We start from the raw sequence: 20,216 nt of genomic DNA, 5'->3' as shown, positions 1-20,216 counted from the left end.
GTCCATGGCGACGGTGGAACGACTCCCACGGCCTTCCGGCACCAGCCCTTCAGCGAGGGCCGTCGAGTACAGACTCCCGCACGGGTGGCTGATGCACCGGGCGGTCGGTGGTTCCACCGGGGGCCCCGAACCGCGCCAGGTAGTGCCATACCTTCTTGACCGCCTGGGGGTCATGGCGGCCGGCGTGTGCGGCATCTCCAACGATCCGGGGATCGAGCACGCCGTCGACGGCGACCCGCGTGCCCAGGTCGACGTACTCCTGGCCGCGGTAGTCGGGGTGACGTCGGAGTTCCCCCACCGTGAGCCGGAAGCCGGGGTGCCACTCGACCGGGCAACCGAGACGCAGGGCCGCGGCCTCGACCGTCGTGTCTCGGTAACAGGGGTCCAGGACCAGCGCCTCCACATGGCAGGGCAACCGGACCGGCCCGTGCACCTGCGCCTCGATGTAGTCGTCGAGCTCGTCCCGGCGGTCGGCGAGGGCGAGTTCGGGGAGCCCCATGCGGGACGCGACGCCGAAATCGGAGGGTTCGAGGAAACTGTCCGGATAGCAGAACGTGGTCCGCGCCAACGTCGCGGCAGCCAGCCGGAAGTGGGCGGAGCCGAACCGCGGCGCCCCGCCGACCGGCTTGCGACGGAGGTTCAACGCCCCGTAGACGGGCCGGTCGTCAGCGGTCGCTTCGTCGTAGGCCCCGTTGAAGATCCGACTCTCCCAGCGCCACCGGTCGCCGCCTGGACGCGCGGTCAGTCCGCCGTTACTGGTCCCTGTGACGAACTGCGAGCGGTAGACGCCGTCCTCGGCCATGGCGTCCAGGATCGCCTTGCCGCGCAGCACGCGGTCCGGGTGGAAGTTGAGGGTGACCCGCAGCGCCGGGTTCATCGGAGGGCCAGACGCCAGTTCCGCGACATGCCGAAGGGCCCGTTCCTGCGATGTCTGGGAGGCTGCGGAGCTCATCCGCACAGTGTTCCCGAAGGCCACCAACCGGCGCACGCGGATAGTCCACGACGCGACAGGCGTTGATCGCCGAACGAGACGCCTCCATGGCCGTCCCGGTCGGCCCGCACGGCGGCCGAGCGATTCCGAGGCGTGGTTCCGGTCAGTGGGCCCAGCCGCTCAGCCGCGGCGGGCAGCGCCGGCCGGCCAGACGACGTCGACGGGGATACCGGCGTCGCGGGCTTCGAGCACGACGTCGGCCGTGCCGCCCTTGCCGCTGGGCGGCGAGTTGTCCCACACCGCGACGAGACGGTCAGCGCGGCGCAGCAGTTCCTTGCCGGCCGCCTCGTACGCCTCCCGGCCGGCCCGCTCGCACGGCATCGTGACCACCTCGTGCGCGGCCGCGATGATGCGGTCGAACGAGGCGGCCTGCTCCGGCCCGACCTTCCGCGCCCGGTAGTCCCGGGACGGGATCACGACCACCAGCCGGCCGCCCGCTTCCAGCACCGCCTCGGCGAACAGCGCGTCGGCCCCCGCCGCGACGCAGGACACGCCGACCAGGTCGTCCACGTGTCCGGCCAGTAGCTCGCGCAGCGCGGACCGTACCAGGGGGATGCACGGCTCGGTGAGATCCATGTGCCCGGTCACGGCGATCGTCGTCATGTGACTTCCAGTCAACTCGGCGGGGCGAGAGGCGCCGTCCGAGCTTAGGATCGCGAGCGGGCGCTGGCTGGCCGGCTCGCCGTGGTGTGCGACGCCTGCGACCAGCATCGGTCCGGACGCTGCGCGTTGGCGACCCGTGGGGGCGGCGCGAAGCCCCGCTGTGGCGAGGGCTTTCGCGTTACCGTTCTGGTGTCGAAGCAGAACGGAGGCCAGCATGCCACACAGCACTGACGCGGCGGCAGACCGCGCGCCTCTCACCTTCGGGCAGCGCGTCCGGCGCGCACGCGAACGCAACGGGCAGACAAGAGCCGTGGTCGGCGGCTTGGTGGGACGCTCCATGGAGTGGGTGAAGGCGATCGAGACGGGCCGGCTGGGCGTGCCCCGCCTGCCCCTGCTTCTGCGCTTGGCCAACGTCCTCCAGGTGGACGACCTGAGTGACCTCGTGGGTGAGGACAACCGGCTGAGCACCGCCAGCTTCGTGAAGTCCGCGCACAACGGGCTGCCCGCCGTGCGCGAGGCCCTGACCACCTACCGCTTCAGGTCGGTGGACGAGGAGCCGGAATCGGTCGACGTCCTCCTCCCCAGGGTCCGATCGACATGGGACCTGTGGCACGCCGCCGGGAAGCACCGCACGCGCGTCTCGGCCGTCCTCCCCGACCTGCTGGACGAACTCCAGCACGCCGCACGCACTCTGGAAGGCAACGACCGCCGCCGGGCGCTGATCGCGCTGGCCGAGACCTACCACCTCGCACAGCTGTACCTTTCCTTCCAGCCGGCGCCCGAGTTGGTGATGCTCACCGGCGACCGGTCCATGGCGGCGGCGCAGGACGCCGACAGCCCGAAGGCGATCGCCGCGGCGGCCTGGTACATGAACCACGTCTTCCGTGACGCCGGGGAACGCCACGAGGCGCGGGTGGATCTGGCGATGAAGGCGGCCGACCTGCTGCGTCCGGACGAGGATCCGGAGGATCTCGCGCGTTGGGGCCTGCTCCATCTGGCCGCCGCGCTGTCCTTCGCGAAGGTGGGCCGTCGCGGGGACGCCGAGCGCTTCTGGGACCGGGCGGACGACGCGGCTCGGCGGCTCGGCGACGGATACACACACCCGTATCTGATCTTCGGTCGGGGCATGGTGGACGCCTACGCGATCACCATGTACGCCGACCTGGTCAAGGGCTCCCGGGCGGTTGAGGCGGCCGGGCGGGTGGACCTCGCGCCGATGCCCTCGGCGACCCGGCGCTCCTTCCACCTGGTCGAGATGGCGCGCGCGTACAGCACGCAGGGCGAGCATCTGACGGTGATGCACCTGCTGCGGCGGGCCTTCGAGGCGTCCGAGGAGACGGTGCGGTTCAACATCTTCGCCCGGTCGGCCGTGGCCGAACTGGCCGAGGCATCGACCCCGCTCGTTCGTGAGGATGCCGAAGACCTGTCCCGCAGGCTGCGCCTGCCCGCGGTTGCGTAGGGGGTACGGAAGATACCCCTGCGTGAGGGGGCAGGAATCGTACCCAGCGGAGCGTGATCTGGCTCTTACGGTTCGTGACACCTGTTCGCGATGACCGTGAGGGGCCGCCATGAACGCGCCTGCCGCACCCCTGCCCGCTCGTCCGGAGTGGCTGCCGCTACCAGCGTCCGGCGTCACCCGGCTGCCGACCGGGCGTTGGTTTGACGCCGTGGTCGTGGATGCGTTCGATGGTGTGCTGGCCATCGGCCGGATACAGCACCGTTCGGGGCCGGTGGTCGAGGATCAGGTGGCGGATGCGGTCACCTGGTTGGTGCCGGTCGGCACGGCAAGTGCGTGGCGGCTGGCCGGCGTGCGGGTGGTCGGTCGGGGGCACGAGATTCATGTCCCGTCGCCCGGCTGGCACGGCGTGGTCCAGTGGCTGATCGAGCCGCCGGCGGTGGGGGACTGCCTGACCGGGCCCGAGCTGTTGCACGACGCGCTGACGCGGGTGCTCGGCGAGCGCCGCCGGTGGGACGCGGAGGGGCGGCGTGGGTGAGCCGTACCGCCCGCAGATCGACTGGCCGGCCGGGACGCCGGAGCACATTCGGGTGCCCGTCGGGTACTGCGCCTGCGGCTGCCGCCGGCCGTTGGCCGAGGTCGAACGGGTCGAGCAGGGCGAGCGCGAGGCCGCCGCCGCGCCGGCGCCGGATCCGGCCTGACCATCCCGACACCCCAGGAGATCAGCCGCCGTGCCGCGCAAGCAGATGCCCGACGTTCCTCGCGACCAGGCCCTGGCCCTCTACCGCGACGGGCGGCCCATGACCGCCCTCGCCCGCCGCTACGGCGTGTCCGCCATGTGGTTGGCCGCGCGCTTCCGGGAGTGGGGTGAGCCCGTGCGTGGACATGCGGAGGCCCATCGGGCTCGGCGCGGGATGACCAGGGCGGAATGGCGGCGACGGGTCGACGGGCCGCCGTGACCACCGGCCGGTGCCGAGCTCGGCACCGTCGCCGTCGCCCGTTGGACAGGCTCCCTAGCCGTCCTCATCCGGCGCCAACACGCCCTGGGCGGCAGTGGTGAACGCCCCGTAGGCCACGTGGTACTGCTTTTCAAGGCCCGCCAGCTCAACGCGCAGCTCTTCGTGCCCGCTGGCGGGGCCGAGCATCAGCTCCACCCGTTGCTGCTGCTTCTTGCTCAGCGCCTCCGCCCGCCGCGCCACCGCCTGCGGGCCGAGGGGCAGCACATGTGCCACGGCGCGCCGCAGCTCCACGAGTGTCCGTTGTGCGTCCTGCGCGGCATCGCGCACGGTGCCGGGTCCCGCGGCCAGGGGTGCCCCGCCCGTCGCTTCCTCGCGCAGCTCCCACACCCGTGAGACGGCCGCGTGCGCGTCATCGCAGCGGTCCAGCACCCGTGCGTACGCCGCACGCCGTTCCTCCCAGAGCCGCGCGCGGCTCTGCGCCCCGGCTTCCTCGCGTACCTGCAGCACCGCCGCCTTCCGCTGCACCCAGGCGCCGCCCAGGGTGCCGCCGAGAGTGCCCAGCACCGCCAGCGATGAAGCCCACAGCGCCGCTATGCCCTGATCCACAGCCTGAGCCCTCCCGGTTGCCCTCGGCGTCGCGCGGCTGACAGTACAGCCGGCCGGCCACGAGCGCGGGTTTGGGCGGCCCGCGCGTGGTCACTGGTGGCCGCGGCCGCCCAACCAGGCGTGCGCGAGAATGATCGGGTGACCCACGTCCACGTCGTCTATGCGCATCCCAGCGAGCGCAGCTTCACGCGCGAGGTTCTCGATGCGTTCCTGGGCGGGCTCGACGCCGCGGGCCATACGCGGACGGTCTCGGATCTCTACTCGATGGCGTTTCGCTCGGAACTGACCCCCGAGGAGTACGAGCGGGAATCCGGCCGCCGGCCCGCCGCCCGCGTTCCCGACGACGTCGCCGCCGAGCATGCCAAGCTTGCTGCCGCCGACGTGTGGGCGTTCGTCTACCCGGTGTGGTGGGCCGACTGCCCTGCCCGACTCAAGGGCTGGTTCGACCGTGTGTGGACGGTGGGGTTCGCCCACAAGCCCGCGGCCCTGCACGTGGCGCGGCAGGCACTGGTGCTGTGCACGGCCGGGTACACCCTCGCCGAACTCGACGCGTCAGGCTGCTACCAGGCGATGAGGACCACCATGCTCACCGACCGCGTCGGTGGGCGAGCGCGGTCGAGTGAGTTCGTCGTGTTCGGCGGTTCCGTGCTGCGCGGCGGCGAGAGCGGCGGTGACCGTGAGCGCTGGGCGGCCCTGCGAGCCGAGCACCTGGCACGGGCGGGCGCGCTGGCCCGATCGATCTGAAGTACTCCAGCTGTGCTTCGTGAGGATCCGTGGGCAGAGTAGGGGCATGTCCACGTACGAGACGATGTCGTTCCACCTTGAGACCGAGCGGCTGATACTGCGGCCGTGGGCCGAGTCGGACGCCGACGAGCTCCGTGCCCTGCATGCCGAACGCGGCAAGGGGACGCCCACGGTCGAGGAGACCCGGACGCTCATCGCGAAGCTGCTCGCCGCGACGGCGACCACGGGGATCGCGCTGCTGCCCATCCAGCGCCGTGTCGAAGGCGACTTCATCGGCTACTGCGGGTTGGTCATCGGCCGCTCCACCGTTGAGGAGCCCGAGATCGCGTATGAGTTGTTCCAGCGCGTGCATGGGCGCGGCTACGCCACCGAGGCGGCCCGCGCGGTGCTCGACGCCGCGACGGCGACCGGGCGGAAACGGCTCTGGTCGACCGTCGGCACGTGGAACACACCGTCGCTCCGTGTCCTTGAGAAGCTCGGCTTCGAGCGGGATCACGTTGCTACGGACGACCGTGGTGAGCACGTATGGCTCACACGCTCGTTGCCGTGACACGGGCCGCGCCCCGGGACTCATGCTCGGGTGACCGAGTGCGCTCAGGCGGAGTGGGCGGCCTGACGGCGATGGTGGCCGGCTCGGCGGCGCCAGCCGGAGTTACTCACGGCCGCTGGCCTTCCGGAGGGCGTCGCGGAGTGCCTCGGTGCTGGTCGCTCCGGTGATCGACGCGCCGTTCTCGAAGACGAAGTGCGGCACGGCGGTCACGCCCTCCCGTCGCGCCGCGGCCACCTGGTCGCGTACCTCGGCGACGCCCTCCTCGGAGGCGAGGAACGCCCGTACCCGATCGCCGTCCAGACCCACCCGCTCGGCCAACTCGGCGAGTCGCGCGTGGTCGGCGATGTTCACGCCGTCGCGGAAGTACGCGTCGAAGAGGGCGGTCGCCAGCGCGGCCTGCACCTTGGCGCCGTGCTCGGACAGGGCGAACCACAGCAGCCGGTGCGCGGCCAGGGTGTTGACCGCCAGCGCCCGGTCGAACCGGTACTCGATCCCTTCATCCGCGCCGACCCGTGTCATCCCCGCGAGCATCGACTCGGCCTGTTCCCGGCCGAACAACTCGGCCGCCGCGTCCATCAACGGCCTGACGTCCTCCGGCGCGTCCGGCATGAGCTGGTACGGGCGATGGACGAGTTCGACGTCAGGGGCCACGCCGGCCGCGGCCACCGCGCGGCGGAACTGGTGCGTGCCGAGGCGGCACCACGGGCAGGCGATATCGCCGTAGACCTCTACCTTCATCATGCCCACCAGCGTCCCGGTGCCGGCCGTGTCGGCGGGAGGCCGCCGTTTTCCTGGCCCTGGCAGGGCCAGGCTCACGGCTGGGCGGCTGACTACAATCGCGCTCGATGGGGACAACGGAGCTGGGCGCGTTCCTCCGTGCGCACCGGGAGGCCCTCCCACCGGCCGCGGTAGGGCTCCCGGGCGGGAACCGGCGCCGCACGCCCGGGCTGCGCCGGGCCGAGCTGGCCACGCTCGCCGGCGTCAGCGTGGACTACCTCACCCGGCTGGAACAGGGGCGCGACCGCAGCCCGTCCGCCCAGGTGCTCGCCGCGCTCGCGGAGACGTTGGGTCTGTCCCGTGACGAGCGGATCCACCTGCACCGGCTGGCGAAGAGCAGCGGCGGCGGCGCGTGCGACGGCGCCGGTGCGGCGCGGGCCCGGACGGTGCGCCCGACCGTGCGGGCGCTGCTGGACCGGCTCGAGCCCACGCCGGCGCTGGTCGCCAACCGGCCCGGCGACCTGCTCACCTGGACGGCCGGGTTCGCCCGGCTCGCCGGCCCGGCCGGGCTGCTGGAGGCCGATCCGCCGAACCTCGTCCGGTACACGTTCACCGACCCGCGGGCACCCGACGCCCACCCGGACTGGGACGCGGTCGCCGACGAGCGGGCCGCCGCGCTGCGGGCCGCGGCCGCGCTCGGCGACCCGCACGCCGCGTTGCTCGCCGAGGAGCTGACGATCACGGCCGGCGCCCGTTTCCGCGACCGGTTCGAGAGCTCGGCCGCACTGCCCACCCGCACCGGCGTCGAACGCTGGGCACACCCGGAGGCGGGGGTGCTGCGGCTGGCGTACGAGAGCCTGGAACTGCCCGACCCCGAGGAGCACCGACTGGTCGTCTACCTCCCCGCCGACGAGACCACCGCCGCCGCCCTCGACCGCCTCACCGACCACCACCCCGCCGCCCGCTAGGAGCTGTCCGGCCGATCATGTGACTGTCCGATGCTTGGATCGTTGGTGTGGGCATCGGACGGGGTGATCTCGGGTGCGGTCCAGTTGCTCAGGAGCTGGAGTGCCTGGGCGGTGTCGGAGGCGGGTTCCACGTTGTAGACGCACAGTGTCTGGTCGGTGTCGCCGGGGACCTGGAAGGACTCGTAGGAGAAGTGGAGATCGCCCGCGACCGGGTGGAAGTAGTGCTTGGCGCCATGGGCGCGGCGCAGAACCTTGTGGTCGTTCCACCAGGTCGAGAACTCGGAGGAGAACAGGGTGAGTTCTCCGACGAGGTCGGCGAGCTGGCGGTCGCCCGGGTAGCGGCCGGCCTCCAGCCGCAGCATGGCCACCGTCTCTGAGGCGATCTTCTCCCAGTCGCCGACGCGTTCGCGGGCCTGCGGGTCCAGGAGGTAGTAGCGGGCGAGGTTACGCCGGGTGGCCGGCAGGGCTTCGAAGTCGGTCAGGACGGCCCTGGCGAGGTGGTTGGCGGCCAGTACGTCGGTGCGTCGTCCGAGGATGAACGCCGGCACGTGGCTCAGCGTCTCCAGCATCAGGTACAGGCCGGGCCGGACCCGCTGGGGCCGGCTGGGGGTGCGGCGTGCTGCGTGAGGGTCGGGCCGCAGTAGGTCGGTGAGGTGCTCGCGTTCGGACCGGTCGAGCTGGAGGGTCCGGGCCAGGGCCTCGACGACCTCGGTGGAGGGGTTGCCAGCGCGTCCTTGTTCCAGGCGGGTGTAGTACTCGGTGCTGACCCCCGCCAGGCGTGCGACTTCGTCCCGGCGCAGGCCCGGGACGCGGCGGACCCGCCCGTCGGAGGGAAGCCCAGCCTGGTCCGGGCTGATCGCGGCGCGGCGGGTGCGGAGGAAGCCAGCGATCTCTGTGCTGCGGTCCATGGTCCCAGTGTGGAGCCACCGACACCGGTCCGGCCCTTCCAGGGTGGCCCTAGCAGTACCTGCCTGGTCAGGGCCTGTTATGGCTCCCTGGCGGGAGCGGTGGACTGGTGTGCTGGATGTGTGCCCGGGAGCACCCCGACGGCGCGATCCGACCCGTACTTCGTTCGGAAGGTGCACACACCATGTCCACGCAGAACACTGCCACCCCGCTTCAGGGCCGCGTCGCGGTCGTCACCGGAGCCTCCAGCGGCATCGGCGAGGCGTCCGCCGAGAAGCTGGCCGGCCTGGGGGCCCACGTCGTCGTGCTGGCACGCCGGGCCGAGCGGCTCGGGGAGCTGGTCGCCCGGATCGACAAGAACGGCGGCAGCGCCCTGGCGATCGCCGCCGACGTGACCGACAAGGCGGCCGTCCAGGCGGCGGCCGACCGGGTGGCGGCCGAGCTGGGCGGCGCGGACCTGCTGTTCAATAACGCAGGCGTCATGCTGCCCGGCCCGATCGAGGAGCTGGCGACCGACCAGTGGCAGCACCAGATCGACCTGAACATCGCCGGCCTGATGAACGTGATCGGCGCGTTCACCCCGCAGCTGGTGAAGGCCGCCGGGGAGCGCGGTGTGGCCGACCTGATCAACACCTCGTCGATCGCCGCGCAGAACATCTTCCCCACGTTCGCTGTCTACTCCGCCACCAAGGCGTACGTCACGCACCTCTCCCGCCACCTGCGTACCGAGCTGGGTCCGAAGAACGTGCGCGTGGCGGCGATCGAGCCGGGAATCGTCGGCACCGAGCTGCAGAGCCACGTCACCGACGAGGGCGTGCGGGACTGGCTGGCCGGCTCAAAGGAGACCATGGAGTGGCTCGCGCCGCAGGACATCGCCGGGACCATCGGCTTCCTGGCCTCGTTGCCGCCGCGGGTGAACCTCCAGCAAGTCACCATCATGCCCACCGGCCAGACCACCTGATCCGCCATCAACCGTGGGTCCCTGCCCGCCGCCCTGGCAGGCCCACGCCGCAGCGTCGCCCCCATCTTCCTGCGGAAGCACCCATGATCCACAGGACGCTGCTAGGAGCTGCCTGGGCGATCATGTGACTGTCTGATGCTTGGCTCGTTGGTGTGGGCATGGGACGGGGTGATCTCACGGATGCGGAGTGGGAGCGGTTGCGGCCGTTCTGCACTCCGGTCCGCACCCGGTGAAGAATCCCGTCGATCACCTGACGGTGATCCCGCCACCGGCCACAACGCCCGTTACTGACCGGCGAGACCGCGTAAGAAGCCCGACAGCCTGACCGCGGACAAGGCGTACAGCAACGGTCCGTGCCGGCAGTACCTGCGCCGGCGCGGCATGCGCCATGTCATCCCCGAGAAGACGGACAGCCAGGCCGCCCACCTGCGCAAAGGCTCACACGGTGGACGGCCATCCGGCTTCGACAAGGAGCGCTACAAGAAGCGCAACACCGTCGAGCGGGCGATCCACAAACTGAAACAGTCCCGAGCCGTGGCCAGCCGATACGACAAGCGCGGCTATGTCTACCTCGGCACCATCACCGCCGCAGCCACCGTCATCTGGCTCCGCACATGATCGCCCGGACAGCTCCAGGGGCCGTGCCGCACTGCGGGCCATGGGCAAGCCGCGGACGATCGACGAGTACATCGAACGCTTCGCAGGTCAGCCCCGCGAGCTGCTCGAGCGGGTGCGGGCGCTGGCCCACGAGACGGTCCCCGAGGCGACCGAGGCGATCACATGGGGCCATCCCGCCTGGGTGCACCCGTCCGGGACGATCCTATTCACGGTCAACGGCTACACGAAGCACGCGAACGTCGTGTTCACGCCCAGCACGCGCGAGGCGTTCGACGCCGATCTCACCGGCTTCGCCACCGGCAAGGGCTCGGTCAAGCTCCCGTACGGCCAGCCCGTGCCGGATGAGCTGCTCCGCGAGATGATGGCGTTCCGGGTGCGCGAACACGAGAACGACGGCGTGGGATGGATGTGACGACCGGGCCCGGCGCCGAGCGGTGGTTCGGCGTGTGGCCCTCGGTCGCCACGACCGGCTGAGCCCGGCCGGTCACGGCTGGAAGTACTCCGACATCATGCTGCTGACCCATTCCGGCTGCCTGACGTCCACGGCCTGGAACTCCACCATCGCCGGCTTCAGGTCGATGACCGGGGTGCCCGACACCGCGTCGAGACCCACGACCGTCAGTTCGCGGCCGCGGACGGACTCGATGGCGCAGCACGTCACCCCGATGCGGTTCGGTCTGCGGGGGCCGCGGCCGGCGAAGATTCCGACGGGCGGGAGGTCAGAGCGGCCGCGGTAGGGGCGGGGCTCGCGGTAGTCGTCCTGCTCCGGGAGCTGGTCGAAGACGAAGAGCACCTCCACGTGGGAGAAGCCCTCCAGACCCTGGAGGCACGCCTCGCCGAAGCGCTCGTCCACGGTGATCGTGCTGCGGACGGCGCCCCAGTGGTCCGTGTGCTGGACGTCCGTCCGGTCGTTCCGGACCGTGCCGATCGGTGTGACCTCGAAGCTTCGCATGGCAGAGTTCTATCGCCCGGGCAGGGCGGGTGCGAGGCCCGGGCTACCGGAAGCGGTCCGCGTGGTCGGTCACCCACCGGGCGAACGTGCGGGCGGGGCGGCCGGTCAGCCGCTGGACGGTGTCGACGACGGTCGATCCGGCGGGGCCCGGGTCCGCGTACCAGCCGATGACGTAGTCGGCGTCCGCCCGGGAGACGCCGGTGGCCACCAGTCGCTCGACGGCCTGGTCGTGCGTGATCGGGACGAAGGCCAGGTCCCGGCCGAGCGCCCGGGACAGCAGGGCGATCCGCTGGCGCGGGGTCAGCGCCTCGGGCCCGGTGAGGTTGTACGCGCGACCCGCGTGGCCGTCGTCGAGCAGGGCGGCCGCCGCCACGGCGGCGATGTCGGCCTCGTGGACGAGCGCGCTGGGCAGGTCGTAGGGCTCGCGCACCACGCCCTCGTCCCGCACGGACTCGACCCAGGTCAGCGTGTTGGACATGAACTCCTGCGGCTCCAGGCGGGTCCACTCCACGCCCGAGTCCGCCACGGCCTGTTCGACCGGCCCCACCGCGCCGCCCCACAGCACGGTGATGCGCCGCACGCCCGCGTCCACGGCCCGCCGCACCAACGCGGGCCCGACGTCGGCGAGCCCCGGCGTCACCGTGACGTGCAACCGGTCGACGCCGTCGAGGGCGGCGTTCAGCCCGTCCGGTTCGGCGTGCGTGCCGGCCACGATGTCCACCTCGGCCGGGAACCGGCCCGCCGCCGCGGCCGGGTTCCGGGTCAGCGCCCGGACGGGCTCTCCTCGGCGAACCAGTTCCGCGACGACGTGCCGGCCAGTGTTCCCGGTGGCGCCCGTCACCAGTGTGGTCATGGCTGAACTCCCTTCGTCCCGGATCGTCGCGGACGACCCTAGGAGTTCAACCAGACTTGAGGTCAAGTGATCCGTTGTGGCGCCGGCCGGGTCCCCGCGCGGACTCGGAGAAGCCCGGGTAGCGGACCCGCCCGCCCCGGCGGCCCGTCAGGACGCGGGCGCCGCCCCCGTGTCGGCTGGGAAGGTGGGCGGAACGTGGATCGGGGGCTCCACCTCCAGGTAGCAGCGGGCGATCTCGTCGTCGGCGCCCTCGATGGTGCAGTGATCGGGGAAGCTGTCGGCGTCCCACGAGTCGCCGTTCAGCCACAGGCGCACTTCCAGCCCCGTCGTCCAGTCCCCGGCGCAGGCCGTTCCCGCCGTGCAGGTGTGCGTCGCGGCGGTGGTCGAGGTGGCGCACTCGGCTCCGGCCTCCGAGACGCAGGTGTCCGTGTCCACCGGGACGAGCGTCGCGTCGTGGCGCACGTACAGCTCCGACGCGATGCCGTGGATGGCCGGATCGCAGGCGACCTGTCCCTCTCCCGTGGCCGCCACCCTGGTAAGGGTGCGCGACGCGTCCCACCACCACGCGACGTCGAGGTCGAGCGATGCGCCGCACTCGACGCTCGGCGCGGCGGCCCGGACCCCGGAGTCCGGGACCGTCCCCAGGGACAGCGTGCCGCCGTGCGACACGGACTCGCTCCGGCCGTCGGACGGGACGTCGGCGGCGTGGGCCGGCGCGCCTCCCAGGAACGGCAGCAGCGCCAGGGCGGTACCGGCTAAGGAGAGTGACCTCATGATTCCTCGCTCCTGTGGCCTCGATGAGATGGGTGACGTGGAGTACGGCCACGGTGACACAGCGAGCGCGCCGGCGGAACAGCGCCCGGGTCGGGAATCGGCACGGCCGTTGGTGCGCGTCCCGAGTCGCCGTCGCATCAATCGCCGGGTGGCCGGCGTTGCCGCAGATGGGGCCGTGAGGGCTGGGCGGGGACGCCGGCCGGAGGGGGTTGTCGCCGTCGGGACGCGTCACTAGTTTCACGGCTGCCGGAGCAGTGCGGCGCGAACGATCAGGGGGCGGGGAGTGGGGCGTCAGGAGAATCCGCTGGACCCGGATGCCGGGCCGATACAGAGGTTCGCCGCGGAGTTACGGGCCACGCGTCAGGTCGCCGGCCTGACGTACCGGGCGATGGCGCGGCGGACGCGCTTCACCGCCTCGACGCTGTCCCGGGCCGCGGGCGGCGATCAGTTGCCGTCCCTGGCGGTGACGCTGGCGTACGTCCGCACCTGCGGGGGCGATCAGGAGGAGTGGGAGCGGCGCTGGCGCCGGGCGGCGGACGAGGTGGCCGCGACCGAGGTGAGCAGCAACGGCGAGGGCTCGCCGTATCAGGGCCTGGCCCGGTTCGAACCGACCGACGCCGGGCGCTTCTTCGGCCGTGAGCGCCTGGTCGCCGATCTGCACGAACTGGTGCGCGCCCACTCCTTCGTCGTGCTGTTCGGCCCGTCGGGGAGCGGGAAGTCCTCGCTGTTGCGCGCCGGACTCGTGCCCGCGCTCTGCCGGTCCGGTGCCCTGTCCGAGTCGTCGGCCGCGGTGCGGATCCTCACGCCCGGAGCGCACCCGCTGGGCGCCGGCCGGGACCGGCTGGTGCCGAAGGGAGCGACGGGGGAGACCGTCGTCATCGTCGACCAGTTCGAGGAGGTCTTTACCCTGTGCCGGGATCCACGGGAGCGGGCGGAGTTCCTCGGCCTGCTGCTGGCCGCGCGTCGGCCCGGGTCGCGGCTGCGGGTGGTGGTCGCGGTGCGTTCCGACTTCTACTCCCGTTGCGGCGAGCACCCCGAACTGGCCGCCGCGGTGAACGAGGCCAGCCTGTTGGTCGGCCCCATGACCCGGCAGGAGTTACGGCAGGCGATCGTGCAGCCGGCCCAACGGGCTGGACTTATCGTCGAACGGGCCCTGACCGCACGGCTGCTGGCGGAGGTCACCGACCAGCCGGGTGGGCTGCCGCTGCTGTCCCACGTGCTGCTGGAGACCTGGCGCCGGCGCCAGGGCCGGACTCTCACCCTGGCCAGCTACCAGGCTGTCGGCGGCGCGCACGGCGCGGTCGCTCGCACCGCCGAGGCGGCCTTCGTCTGTCTCACCGCCGCCCAGCAGGAGCGGGCCCGCCGCGTCCTGCTGCGGCTGATCGCCCCGGGCGACGGGGCGCCTGACACCCGCCGCCCCGCCGACCGGGCCGAACTCGGCACCGACGACGAGGACCGGCTCGCGGTGCTGGACCGGCTGGCCCGCGCCCGGCTGCTCACCCTGGACGGGCCGTCGGTCGAGCTGGCGCACGAGGCGCTCATCACGGCCTGGCCCCGGCTCCGCGGCTGGGTCCAGACGGAGCGCGACCGGCTGCGCGTCCACCGACGGCTGACCGAGGACGCCCGCGCCTGGCGCGACCTGGACCGCGACCCCGGCGCCCTCTACCGGGGCAGCCGCCTGGCCAGCGCCGAGGAGTGCTTCCCGCCCGAACGCGGGGACGAGCTCACCCGGCTGGAGTCCGCCTTCCTCACCGCCAGTCTGGACACCCGGGACCGGGAGCGCAGGGCGGCCGCCCGCACCAGCCGCCACCTGCGCGTTCTGGCCACCGCGCTGGCCGTGCTTCTGCTCGTGGCCACGGCCACCGCCATAGAGGCCGTGCGCCAGCAACAGCGTGCCGTCGCGGCCCAGGACCTGGCGCGCTCCCGGGAACTCGCCGCGAAGTCCGTCGCGTTCCTGGACGACGATCCGGACCTGGCGGCCCTGCTGGCGGTGGAGGCGTACCGGACCGACCCCACGGCCGAGGCCAGGAGCAGCCTGTACGCGGCCGCGACCCTCCCGCTGGAGCGCCGGTTCACCGAGCCCACGGGGTCGATCGCGACCATGGACCTCAGTCCCGACGCCGGCCTGATCGCCACCGGAGCGAGTGACGGCACGGTTCGCCTGTGGGATGCCGTCACCGGCGAGACGCGCGGTACCCTCGCCCCCGCCTCGGGTCAGCTGAACGTCCCCGTGCGGGTGGCCTTCAGCCCCGATGGCGGCATCCTGGCCGCGCACACGGGGAGTGAGGGCGGCACGGTGCAGCTGTGGGACGTGGCCACGGAGGAGGCCCGCGGCATCGGAGAGGTCGGACAGGTGAGCGCGCTCGCCTTCAGCCCGGACGGCGCCACCCTGGCCATCGGAGAACTCGGCGGGGCGGTGCGGCTGTGGGAGGTCGCCACGGGCGAACTCCGCGGCACGGTCGGGAGCGACGCCGCCGACGCGGGGGCGGCGTCGCTCGACTTCAGCCCGGACGGTGGCCTGCTCGCCGCCGGCGACCAGGACGGCGCCGTGCGGCTGTGGGACACGGACACGGGCGAACCGCGTGGGACCCTGCGGGGGCACACGGGGGGCCAGGTGTCCCTGGACTTCGGTCCCGGCGGCACCTCCCTGGTCACCGCCGGCGCGGACGGCTCGGTGCGGGTGTGGGACACCGCGACTGGCGAGACGCGGTACACCCTTCCCACGCCCGGCGGGTCCGAGGCGTACGTGGTCGCCTTCGGGTCCGACGGTAGCGTGGCCACCGGCGGGGTGGACGGCGTCGTCCGGTTCTGGGACGCCGCCAGCGGCGAGCTCCGCCGTACCCTCCCCGGACACACCGCGATGGTGACCTCGCTGGCCTTCGGCACGGACGGCACCATGCTCGTCAGCAGCGACGTCGCCGGAACCATCCGGGTGTGGGACACCGCCGCCGGCACCCCCCGACACCGCTTCGGCCACGCCGACGACGTCACCTCCCTCGCCTTCGACTCCGACACCAACCTGCTCGTGGTGGCGAGCGACGACGACTCGGCGACGCTGTGGGACACCGCGACCGGCGAGGCGAGAGCCGAACTGGACACCGGCCCGATGACGGCCGCCGCCGCCCTCAGTCCCGACGGCGCCACCCTGGCCACCGGTGACCTCGACGGCGCGGTGCGGCTGTGGGACACGGCCACCGGCGCGTCACGCGGCACGCTCACCGGACACGACGGATGGGTGGGTTCCCTGGCCTTCAGCGACGACGGCACGACCCTCGCCTCGGCCGGCTACGAGGACAGCACCGTCCGACTGTGGGACGCCGTCACCCAGGAGCTCGACGCCACCCTGGACACCGGCTGGGTGACCCTGATGGCGTTCAGCCCGGACGGCAGCGTGCTGGCCACCGTCGCCTCCGAGGGCCGGACGCTGCTGTGGGACACCGCCACGGGTACGCGCCTGCGCACCCTCTCCTGCCACGACTCGGTGACGTCGCTGGCGTTCGACGTGACGGGCAGCACCCTCGCCACCGTCGGCGAGTACGCGTCGGTCTGCCTGTGGGACACCGCTACCGGGCAGCTCACGCGCACCCTCACCGACGAACCCCGGGTGCTCGTCTCGGCTGCCTTCAGCCCCGACGGCACCACCCTCGCCACCGGAGCCGAGGACGGGACCGTCCAGCTGTGGGACTCGGAGACGCTCGAGTCCCGCAGCACGCTCACCGGGCACCACGCCGTGGTGACGGCCATGGTCTTCGGCCGGGACGGGGCCACGCTGGCCACCGGCGACGAGGCCGGGGAGGTGCTGTTCTGGGAGGAGAACGTGCTCACGCCGGCCGAGGCGATCGACCGGGTCTGCGCGGCCGTGGGCCGGGACCTCACCCGCGAGGAACGCTCGCGGTATCTGCCGGACCAGCCGGAGCGCCCGGTCTGCTGACGTGGTTCGCGTCGTCCTCCGGCGTTCGTCGCCGCCCGCGTCGGGCCAGTAGCAGGACGCACGCGACGGCGCCGAGGGCCACGGTGGCGAGTCCCGAGCCGCCGAGCGTCCCGCGGGGGCCCAGCGCCGTGGTCAGTGGTCCGCCGAGCGCGGTGCCGAGCGGGGACGCGGTGAGCAGCGCCGCGCTGCGGGCCGCGAGCATCGCGGCCAGGTGGTGCGGCGGCGACGTCGCCTGCATCAGCGTCACCGAGAGCGCCACGAACGGCCCGTAGATCACGCCGCCGAGCGCGAAGCAGACGACGGTGACGGCGGTCGGCGCGTGGAACCCGAAGGGCAGCAGGGCGAACCCCCAGGCGATCACGATGCCGACCATCACCGGCCAGAGCGGCAACCGCCGCAACGCGCCGACCGCGAGCCCGCCGAGCACCGCGCCGATGCCGAACAACATCCAGTAGAGGCCGAGCAGCGTGCCCGGCGCGTCCAGGTCGTCGGTCACGTGGAGCGGGAGCGCGACCTCGACCGGCCCGTACAGCAGGTTGAAGAACCAGGTGAGCGTCAGCAGCCCGAGCAACTCGGGATGCGACCGAAGCAGGGCGAACCCGCCGCGGGCGGCCTTCTGGTCGACGGGGGAGGCGTTCCCGGACTCCGGCAGCCGCAGCCGGGCGACGAGCACGGCGAGGAACACGTACGTGAGCGCGTCCAGGCCGAGCACCAGCGCGGAGCTGAGGTACGTCACCAGCACGCCGGCGATCGCGGGCCCGGCGATCGTGGCGGCGAAACTGAGCGTGCTGACGAGGGTGTTCGCGGCGAGCCGTTGCTCGCCGGGCAGCAGCTCGGCGAGCAGGGTGTACTTGCCCGCGCTGCCCCACGCGTGCAGCAGCGAGGAGACCGCGAGCAGCACCACGTACAGCGGCAGCGTGAGCAGCCCGGCGAACCAGGCGAGCGGCACGGCGCCGAGGAAGACGCCGCGCACCACGTTGTCGGCGAGCAGCAGCCGCCGTGGCGACACCCGGCGCAGCCGGCGACCCAGCACCAGCGCGCCGACCACGCCGGGCAGCGTGTACGCGGCCACCGCGCCGCCGACCCACAGCCCCGCGCTCTCCGGCGGCGCCAGCTCGATCGCCAGCCACGCCACCGCGACGAAGCTCATCCCGTCACCGAGATACGAGACCGCGAAGCCGAGGATCAGCCGCCGGAACACCCGGTTGGCGAGCACCGGCCGGTAGGCGGAGGGGACGAGACGTCCCGGCGCGAGGGGCATGACGGCCAGACTAGGCGCGGCCCGATCACCCGTGCTTCTCGGTTTCTGACGGTTCCAACCAGCTGTTCCGCGGGTGAACCGCGATCGGGGATCAGGGGAACAGGGGTGGAGTAGGGGTGTGCGGGCTCGGGTTCCGGTGAGGCTTCTGGGTATGGGAGTCCAGTGCCGTGGTTTGGGGGCGCTCGTACGTCGACCGTGCACCCCCCGTCTCAGGCCGCGGCGTGCGATTCGAGACGTGCGATTCAAGATCCAACACAACGGGGAGCTTGCCGCGCAATGTATGCAACCGAGTCTGTCGCACGAAGAACCTGTTCCGCCGATCCGCAGGCGCTGCCGTCGAGGCATCTGAACGCCGCGGACCAGTCCGGCATGGCGGCGCATCTGCCCGCCTCCACCCTGCCGGGCACCGAGATCAACGGTGAGGAGTACGGCGACGTGGTCCTCTCCCTGTTCGAGAGGTTGGGCATCGGCCTGGCGGTGCTCGACCCGGCGCTCCGCGTGCACGCCGTGAACGACGTCTTCAGCGAGCAGTGCGGCCGTCCCCGCGACAACATCAAGGGCTGCAGCTTCATGGAGCTGCTGCACCTCAGCGTCCGGGAGAACCTGCTGCAGCAGTTCGAGCGGCTGGTGCACCGACAGCACGCGCCGGTCGTCTGCCAGTCCCTCGCCATGCGCTTCGAGGACACGGCCGTCGCCGGCAAACTGGCCGCGTTCCCGGTCGACGACAGCGAGGGCGAGGTCTCCATGCTCGTGGTGCAGTCCGCGCCCGAGCCGCCGGAGGAGGCGCTGCAGCCGGCGTCCGGGCAGCGGAAGCTGACGGTCCTCACCGCCCGGGTGCTGGAGGGCGTGGCCGCGGGCGACGCGACGGTGCGGCTGGCGGCCAAGCTCTTCCTGAGCCGCCAGGGGATCGAGTACCACGTCAGCATCCTGCTGCGGCAGTTCCAGGTGCCCAACCGCACCGCACTCGTCGCGAAGGCGTACTCGATGGGCATGTTCAGCCTCGGCTGCTGGCCGCCCAGGGTCCTGCCCGAGTACATCCGCCCCTGACCGGACGCCCCTGACCGGACGCCCCGGACGCAGGACGCCCCCGACCCGGTCGCGCGTCAGCCCAGGCGCAGCGGCAGTTCGACCAGTCCCCGCAGCAGCGCGCTGCTGCGCCAGGTGAGCGTGGCCGGGTCGGAGGCGAAGGCGAGCGCGGGCCGCTGCTCCAGCAGCCCGCGCAGCGCGATGTCGGCCTCCACCCGGGCCAGCGGGGCGCCGAGGCAGTGGTGCAGGCCGTGGCCGAACCCGAGGTGGCCCTGTGCGCGGCGCCTGATGTCGAAGCGGTCGGGGTCCGGGAAGTGCAAGGGATCGCGGGAGGCCGCGGCGAGTGAGACCAGCACGGCGTCGCCGGCGGCGATCCGGGTCTCCGCCAGCTCCAGGGCTTCGGCCGCGTAGCGGACGAGGGCGGCGTGGACGGGCGAGTTGTAGCGCAGCGACTCCTCGACGGCGCCGCCGGTCAGCCCGGGGTCGGCGCGGAGCAGATCGAGCTGGTCCGGGTGGGCGAGCAGGGCGTGCAGCGTGCCGGAGATCAGGTTGACCGTCGTCTCGTGGCCGGCGACGAGGATCAGGAAGGCCATGCCGAGCAGTTCCTCGTGGCTCAGTCCCTCCTGGTCCGCCGCCTCGTCGTCGGCCGCGGCCGGTCGGGCCGCCGCGACCAGGTCGCTGAGCAGGGTGCCGTCCGGCTCGACGCGCTTCCGGTCGGTCAGCTCGGTGAGGTAGCCGGTGAGCGCGCCGGCCGCCGCCATCGCCGCCTCGGCCGAGGTGGGCATGACCAGCTCGTTCGACCAGGTGTGGAAGACGGTCCGGTCCGCCGGGGGGACGCCCAGCACGTCGCAGATCACCGCGACGGGCAGCGGCAGGGCGTACCGGCTCACCACGTCGGCGGCCCCCTGCCGGGGCAGGTCGGCGAGCAGGTCGGCGGCCACGGCCTCGATGCCCGGACGCAGCTCGGCGATCCGCCCGGGCGTGAAGTGGCCGGCCACCAGCCGGCGCAGCCGGGTGTGCTGCGGTGGATCGCTCTGCAGCATGTTGCGGCCGATGGAGTGCGTGCCGTCGGTCGTCCCGGACGAGTGCCGGACGTCGTTGCACAGTCGGGGGTCGGCCAGCGCGGCCCGCGCCGCGTCGCGCGTCACCACCAGCCAGCTCTCCCCGCCCTCCGGGAGGCTGATGCGGTGCACGGGGCCCTTCTCGCGCAACGTCGCGTAGAGGGGGTACGGGTCGGTCGCCAGGTTGTGGCCGTCGGGGGCCAGTTCTTCCAGGGTGGGCGCCTGCACGGCGGTGCCTCCGTTCGTGACCAACGGTCTACTGCGCTGGTGGTGGCTGGA

Annotated in this window: 21 protein-coding genes and 1 pseudogene; 12 read left to right on the top strand and 10 right to left on the bottom strand. The window is 72.6% G+C overall.

Going from position 1 to position 20,216, the window contains the following annotated elements; all coding sequences use genetic code 11:
- Positions 1-49: 49 nt before the first annotated feature.
- Entirely contained in the window at positions 50-952 is a 903-nt protein-coding gene (locus ABGB06_RS15125) for a DUF3626 domain-containing protein (RefSeq protein WP_347589385.1), read from the bottom strand.
- A 159-nt stretch (positions 953-1,111) separates the two neighbouring features.
- The gene (locus ABGB06_RS15120; protein WP_347589383.1) at positions 1,112-1,594 is read right to left on the bottom strand and encodes a hypothetical protein; all 483 of its coding nucleotides are present in this window, start codon (positions 1,592-1,594) and stop codon (positions 1,112-1,114) included.
- A gap of 214 nt (positions 1,595-1,808) precedes the next feature.
- On the opposite strand from ABGB06_RS15120, the gene ABGB06_RS15115 reads away from it, so the two are divergent.
- From ABGB06_RS15115 to ABGB06_RS15100, 4 genes are all read left to right on the top strand, one after another.
- Positions 1,809-3,053 carry a helix-turn-helix transcriptional regulator gene (locus tag ABGB06_RS15115; protein ID WP_347589381.1) on the top strand — a complete coding sequence of 415 codons (1,245 nt, stop codon included), beginning with the start codon at positions 1,809-1,811 and terminating at the stop codon, positions 3,051-3,053.
- Between the two features lie 109 nt (positions 3,054-3,162).
- Positions 3,163-3,588 carry a hypothetical protein gene (locus tag ABGB06_RS15110; RefSeq protein ID WP_347589379.1) on the top strand — a complete coding sequence of 142 codons (426 nt, stop codon included), beginning with the start codon at positions 3,163-3,165 and terminating at the stop codon, positions 3,586-3,588.
- On the top strand, positions 3,581-3,751 hold the full coding sequence (locus tag ABGB06_RS15105) for a hypothetical protein (RefSeq protein WP_347589377.1): 171 nt from the start codon (positions 3,581-3,583) through the stop codon (positions 3,749-3,751). The genes ABGB06_RS15110 and ABGB06_RS15105 overlap by 8 nt, the downstream gene beginning before the upstream one ends.
- Before the next feature lie 30 nt (positions 3,752-3,781).
- Positions 3,782-4,009: a hypothetical protein gene (locus ABGB06_RS15100; protein WP_347589375.1), complete on the top strand. Its 228-nt coding sequence runs from the start codon at positions 3,782-3,784 to the stop codon at positions 4,007-4,009.
- A gap of 54 nt (positions 4,010-4,063) precedes the next feature.
- On the opposite strand, the gene ABGB06_RS15095 is transcribed toward ABGB06_RS15100, so the two are convergent.
- Complete coding sequence (locus tag ABGB06_RS15095; RefSeq protein ID WP_347589373.1) at positions 4,064-4,615, bottom strand: hypothetical protein; 552 nt, start codon at positions 4,613-4,615, stop codon at positions 4,064-4,066.
- A gap of 138 nt (positions 4,616-4,753) precedes the next feature.
- Here ABGB06_RS15095 and ABGB06_RS15090 point away from each other — a divergent pair, with 138 nt between their 5' ends.
- Together ABGB06_RS15090 and ABGB06_RS15085 are read left to right on the top strand one after the other, a co-directional pair.
- Entirely contained in the window at positions 4,754-5,359 is a 606-nt protein-coding gene (locus ABGB06_RS15090; protein ID WP_347589371.1) for an NAD(P)H-dependent oxidoreductase, read from the top strand.
- 46 nt (positions 5,360-5,405) lie between these two features.
- Positions 5,406-5,909, top strand: a complete 504-nt coding sequence (locus ABGB06_RS15085; RefSeq protein WP_347589369.1) for a GNAT family N-acetyltransferase — start codon at positions 5,406-5,408, stop codon at positions 5,907-5,909.
- A 102-nt stretch (positions 5,910-6,011) separates the two neighbouring features.
- Here the strand turns inward: ABGB06_RS15085 and ABGB06_RS15080 are convergent, their stop codons facing one another.
- A complete protein-coding gene (locus tag ABGB06_RS15080) occupies positions 6,012-6,650 on the bottom strand; it encodes a DsbA family oxidoreductase (RefSeq protein ID WP_347589367.1) in 639 nt (212 codons plus the stop codon).
- A 104-nt stretch (positions 6,651-6,754) separates the two neighbouring features.
- Between ABGB06_RS15080 and ABGB06_RS15075 the strand changes: the two genes are divergently transcribed.
- The gene (locus ABGB06_RS15075) at positions 6,755-7,594 is read left to right on the top strand and encodes a helix-turn-helix transcriptional regulator (protein ID WP_347589365.1); all 840 of its coding nucleotides are present in this window, start codon (positions 6,755-6,757) and stop codon (positions 7,592-7,594) included.
- Here the strand turns inward: ABGB06_RS15075 and ABGB06_RS15070 are convergent.
- A complete protein-coding gene (locus tag ABGB06_RS15070) occupies positions 7,591-8,502 on the bottom strand; it encodes a helix-turn-helix transcriptional regulator (RefSeq protein WP_347589363.1) in 912 nt (303 codons plus the stop codon). The two genes, ABGB06_RS15075 and ABGB06_RS15070, sit on opposite strands and share 4 nt — an antisense overlap.
- Before the next feature lie 182 nt (positions 8,503-8,684).
- Here ABGB06_RS15070 and ABGB06_RS15065 point away from each other — a divergent pair, with 182 nt between their 5' ends.
- From ABGB06_RS15065 to ABGB06_RS15055, 3 genes and pseudogenes are all read left to right on the top strand, one after another.
- Positions 8,685-9,461: an SDR family oxidoreductase gene (locus ABGB06_RS15065; protein ID WP_347589361.1), complete on the top strand. Its 777-nt coding sequence runs from the start codon at positions 8,685-8,687 to the stop codon at positions 9,459-9,461.
- A 309-nt stretch (positions 9,462-9,770) separates the two neighbouring features.
- Positions 9,771-10,079, top strand: a pseudogene (locus ABGB06_RS15060) (transposase); the annotation flags it as partial.
- Between the two features lie 40 nt (positions 10,080-10,119).
- Positions 10,120-10,491 carry a DUF1801 domain-containing protein gene (locus ABGB06_RS15055; protein ID WP_347589359.1) on the top strand — a complete coding sequence of 124 codons (372 nt, stop codon included), beginning with the start codon at positions 10,120-10,122 and terminating at the stop codon, positions 10,489-10,491.
- Between the two features lie 72 nt (positions 10,492-10,563).
- On the opposite strand, the gene ABGB06_RS15050 is transcribed toward ABGB06_RS15055, so the two are convergent.
- From ABGB06_RS15050 to ABGB06_RS15040, 3 genes are all read right to left on the bottom strand, one after another.
- On the bottom strand, positions 10,564-11,031 hold the full coding sequence (locus tag ABGB06_RS15050; protein ID WP_347589357.1) for an SAM-dependent methyltransferase: 468 nt from the start codon (positions 11,029-11,031) through the stop codon (positions 10,564-10,566).
- 43 nt (positions 11,032-11,074) lie between these two features.
- The gene (locus tag ABGB06_RS15045; RefSeq protein ID WP_347589355.1) at positions 11,075-11,884 is read right to left on the bottom strand and encodes an NmrA family NAD(P)-binding protein; all 810 of its coding nucleotides are present in this window, start codon (positions 11,882-11,884) and stop codon (positions 11,075-11,077) included.
- A gap of 147 nt (positions 11,885-12,031) precedes the next feature.
- Positions 12,032-12,658 carry a hypothetical protein gene (locus tag ABGB06_RS15040; protein WP_347589353.1) on the bottom strand — a complete coding sequence of 209 codons (627 nt, stop codon included), beginning with the start codon at positions 12,656-12,658 and terminating at the stop codon, positions 12,032-12,034.
- Between the two features lie 283 nt (positions 12,659-12,941).
- Here ABGB06_RS15040 and ABGB06_RS15035 point away from each other — a divergent pair, with 283 nt between their 5' ends.
- Positions 12,942-16,589 (top strand): helix-turn-helix domain-containing protein, encoded by a 3,648-nt coding sequence (locus tag ABGB06_RS15035; RefSeq protein ID WP_347589351.1) that lies wholly within the window; start codon positions 12,942-12,944, stop codon positions 16,587-16,589.
- Here the strand turns inward: ABGB06_RS15035 and ABGB06_RS15030 are convergent.
- Positions 16,531-17,850, bottom strand: a complete 1,320-nt coding sequence (locus tag ABGB06_RS15030; RefSeq protein ID WP_347589349.1) for an MFS transporter — start codon at positions 17,848-17,850, stop codon at positions 16,531-16,533. The two genes, ABGB06_RS15035 and ABGB06_RS15030, sit on opposite strands and share 59 nt — an antisense overlap.
- Positions 17,851-18,219: 369 nt before the next feature.
- Between ABGB06_RS15030 and ABGB06_RS15025 the strand changes: the two genes are divergently transcribed.
- Complete coding sequence (locus ABGB06_RS15025; RefSeq protein WP_347589347.1) at positions 18,220-18,897, top strand: PAS domain-containing protein; 678 nt, start codon at positions 18,220-18,222, stop codon at positions 18,895-18,897.
- A 56-nt stretch (positions 18,898-18,953) separates the two neighbouring features.
- Here ABGB06_RS15025 and ABGB06_RS15020 read toward each other — a convergent pair whose 3' ends face one another.
- A complete protein-coding gene (locus tag ABGB06_RS15020) occupies positions 18,954-20,165 on the bottom strand; it encodes a cytochrome P450 (protein ID WP_347589345.1) in 1,212 nt (403 codons plus the stop codon).
- Positions 20,166-20,216 lie beyond the last annotated feature (51 nt).

The sequence above is a fragment of the Streptomyces sp. B6B3 genome, assembly GCF_039871525.1.
Taxonomy (GTDB): domain Bacteria; phylum Actinomycetota; class Actinomycetes; order Streptomycetales; family Streptomycetaceae; genus Streptomyces.
This window is presented reverse-complemented; position numbering and strand designations above follow the sequence as displayed.

Excerpts from the sequence above, each read along its gene's own strand:
- ABGB06_RS15125 (WP_347589385.1), bottom strand. The coding sequence starts at position 952 with ATGAGCTCCGCAGCCTCCCAGACATCGCAGGAACGGGCCCTTCGGCAT.
- ABGB06_RS15085 (WP_347589369.1), top strand. The coding sequence starts at position 5,406 with ATGTCCACGTACGAGACGATGTCGTTCCACCTTGAGACCGAGCGGCTG.
- ABGB06_RS15110 (WP_347589379.1), top strand. The coding sequence starts at position 3,163 with ATGAACGCGCCTGCCGCACCCCTGCCCGCTCGTCCGGAGTGGCTGCCG.
- ABGB06_RS15040 (WP_347589353.1), bottom strand. The coding sequence starts at position 12,658 with ATGAGGTCACTCTCCTTAGCCGGTACCGCCCTGGCGCTGCTGCCGTTC.
- ABGB06_RS15065 (WP_347589361.1), top strand. The coding sequence starts at position 8,685 with ATGTCCACGCAGAACACTGCCACCCCGCTTCAGGGCCGCGTCGCGGTC.
- ABGB06_RS15045 (WP_347589355.1), bottom strand. The coding sequence starts at position 11,884 with ATGACCACACTGGTGACGGGCGCCACCGGGAACACTGGCCGGCACGTC.
- ABGB06_RS15080 (WP_347589367.1), bottom strand. The coding sequence starts at position 6,650 with ATGATGAAGGTAGAGGTCTACGGCGATATCGCCTGCCCGTGGTGCCGC.
- ABGB06_RS15055 (WP_347589359.1), top strand. The coding sequence starts at position 10,120 with ATGGGCAAGCCGCGGACGATCGACGAGTACATCGAACGCTTCGCAGGT.
- ABGB06_RS15050 (WP_347589357.1), bottom strand. The coding sequence starts at position 11,031 with ATGCGAAGCTTCGAGGTCACACCGATCGGCACGGTCCGGAACGACCGG.
- ABGB06_RS15075 (WP_347589365.1), top strand. The coding sequence starts at position 6,755 with ATGGGGACAACGGAGCTGGGCGCGTTCCTCCGTGCGCACCGGGAGGCC.
- ABGB06_RS15030 (WP_347589349.1), bottom strand. The coding sequence starts at position 17,850 with ATGCCCCTCGCGCCGGGACGTCTCGTCCCCTCCGCCTACCGGCCGGTG.
- ABGB06_RS15025 (WP_347589347.1), top strand. The coding sequence starts at position 18,220 with ATGGCGGCGCATCTGCCCGCCTCCACCCTGCCGGGCACCGAGATCAAC.
- ABGB06_RS15115 (WP_347589381.1), top strand. The coding sequence starts at position 1,809 with ATGCCACACAGCACTGACGCGGCGGCAGACCGCGCGCCTCTCACCTTC.
- ABGB06_RS15120 (WP_347589383.1), bottom strand. The coding sequence starts at position 1,594 with ATGACGACGATCGCCGTGACCGGGCACATGGATCTCACCGAGCCGTGC.
- ABGB06_RS15070 (WP_347589363.1), bottom strand. The coding sequence starts at position 8,502 with ATGGACCGCAGCACAGAGATCGCTGGCTTCCTCCGCACCCGCCGCGCC.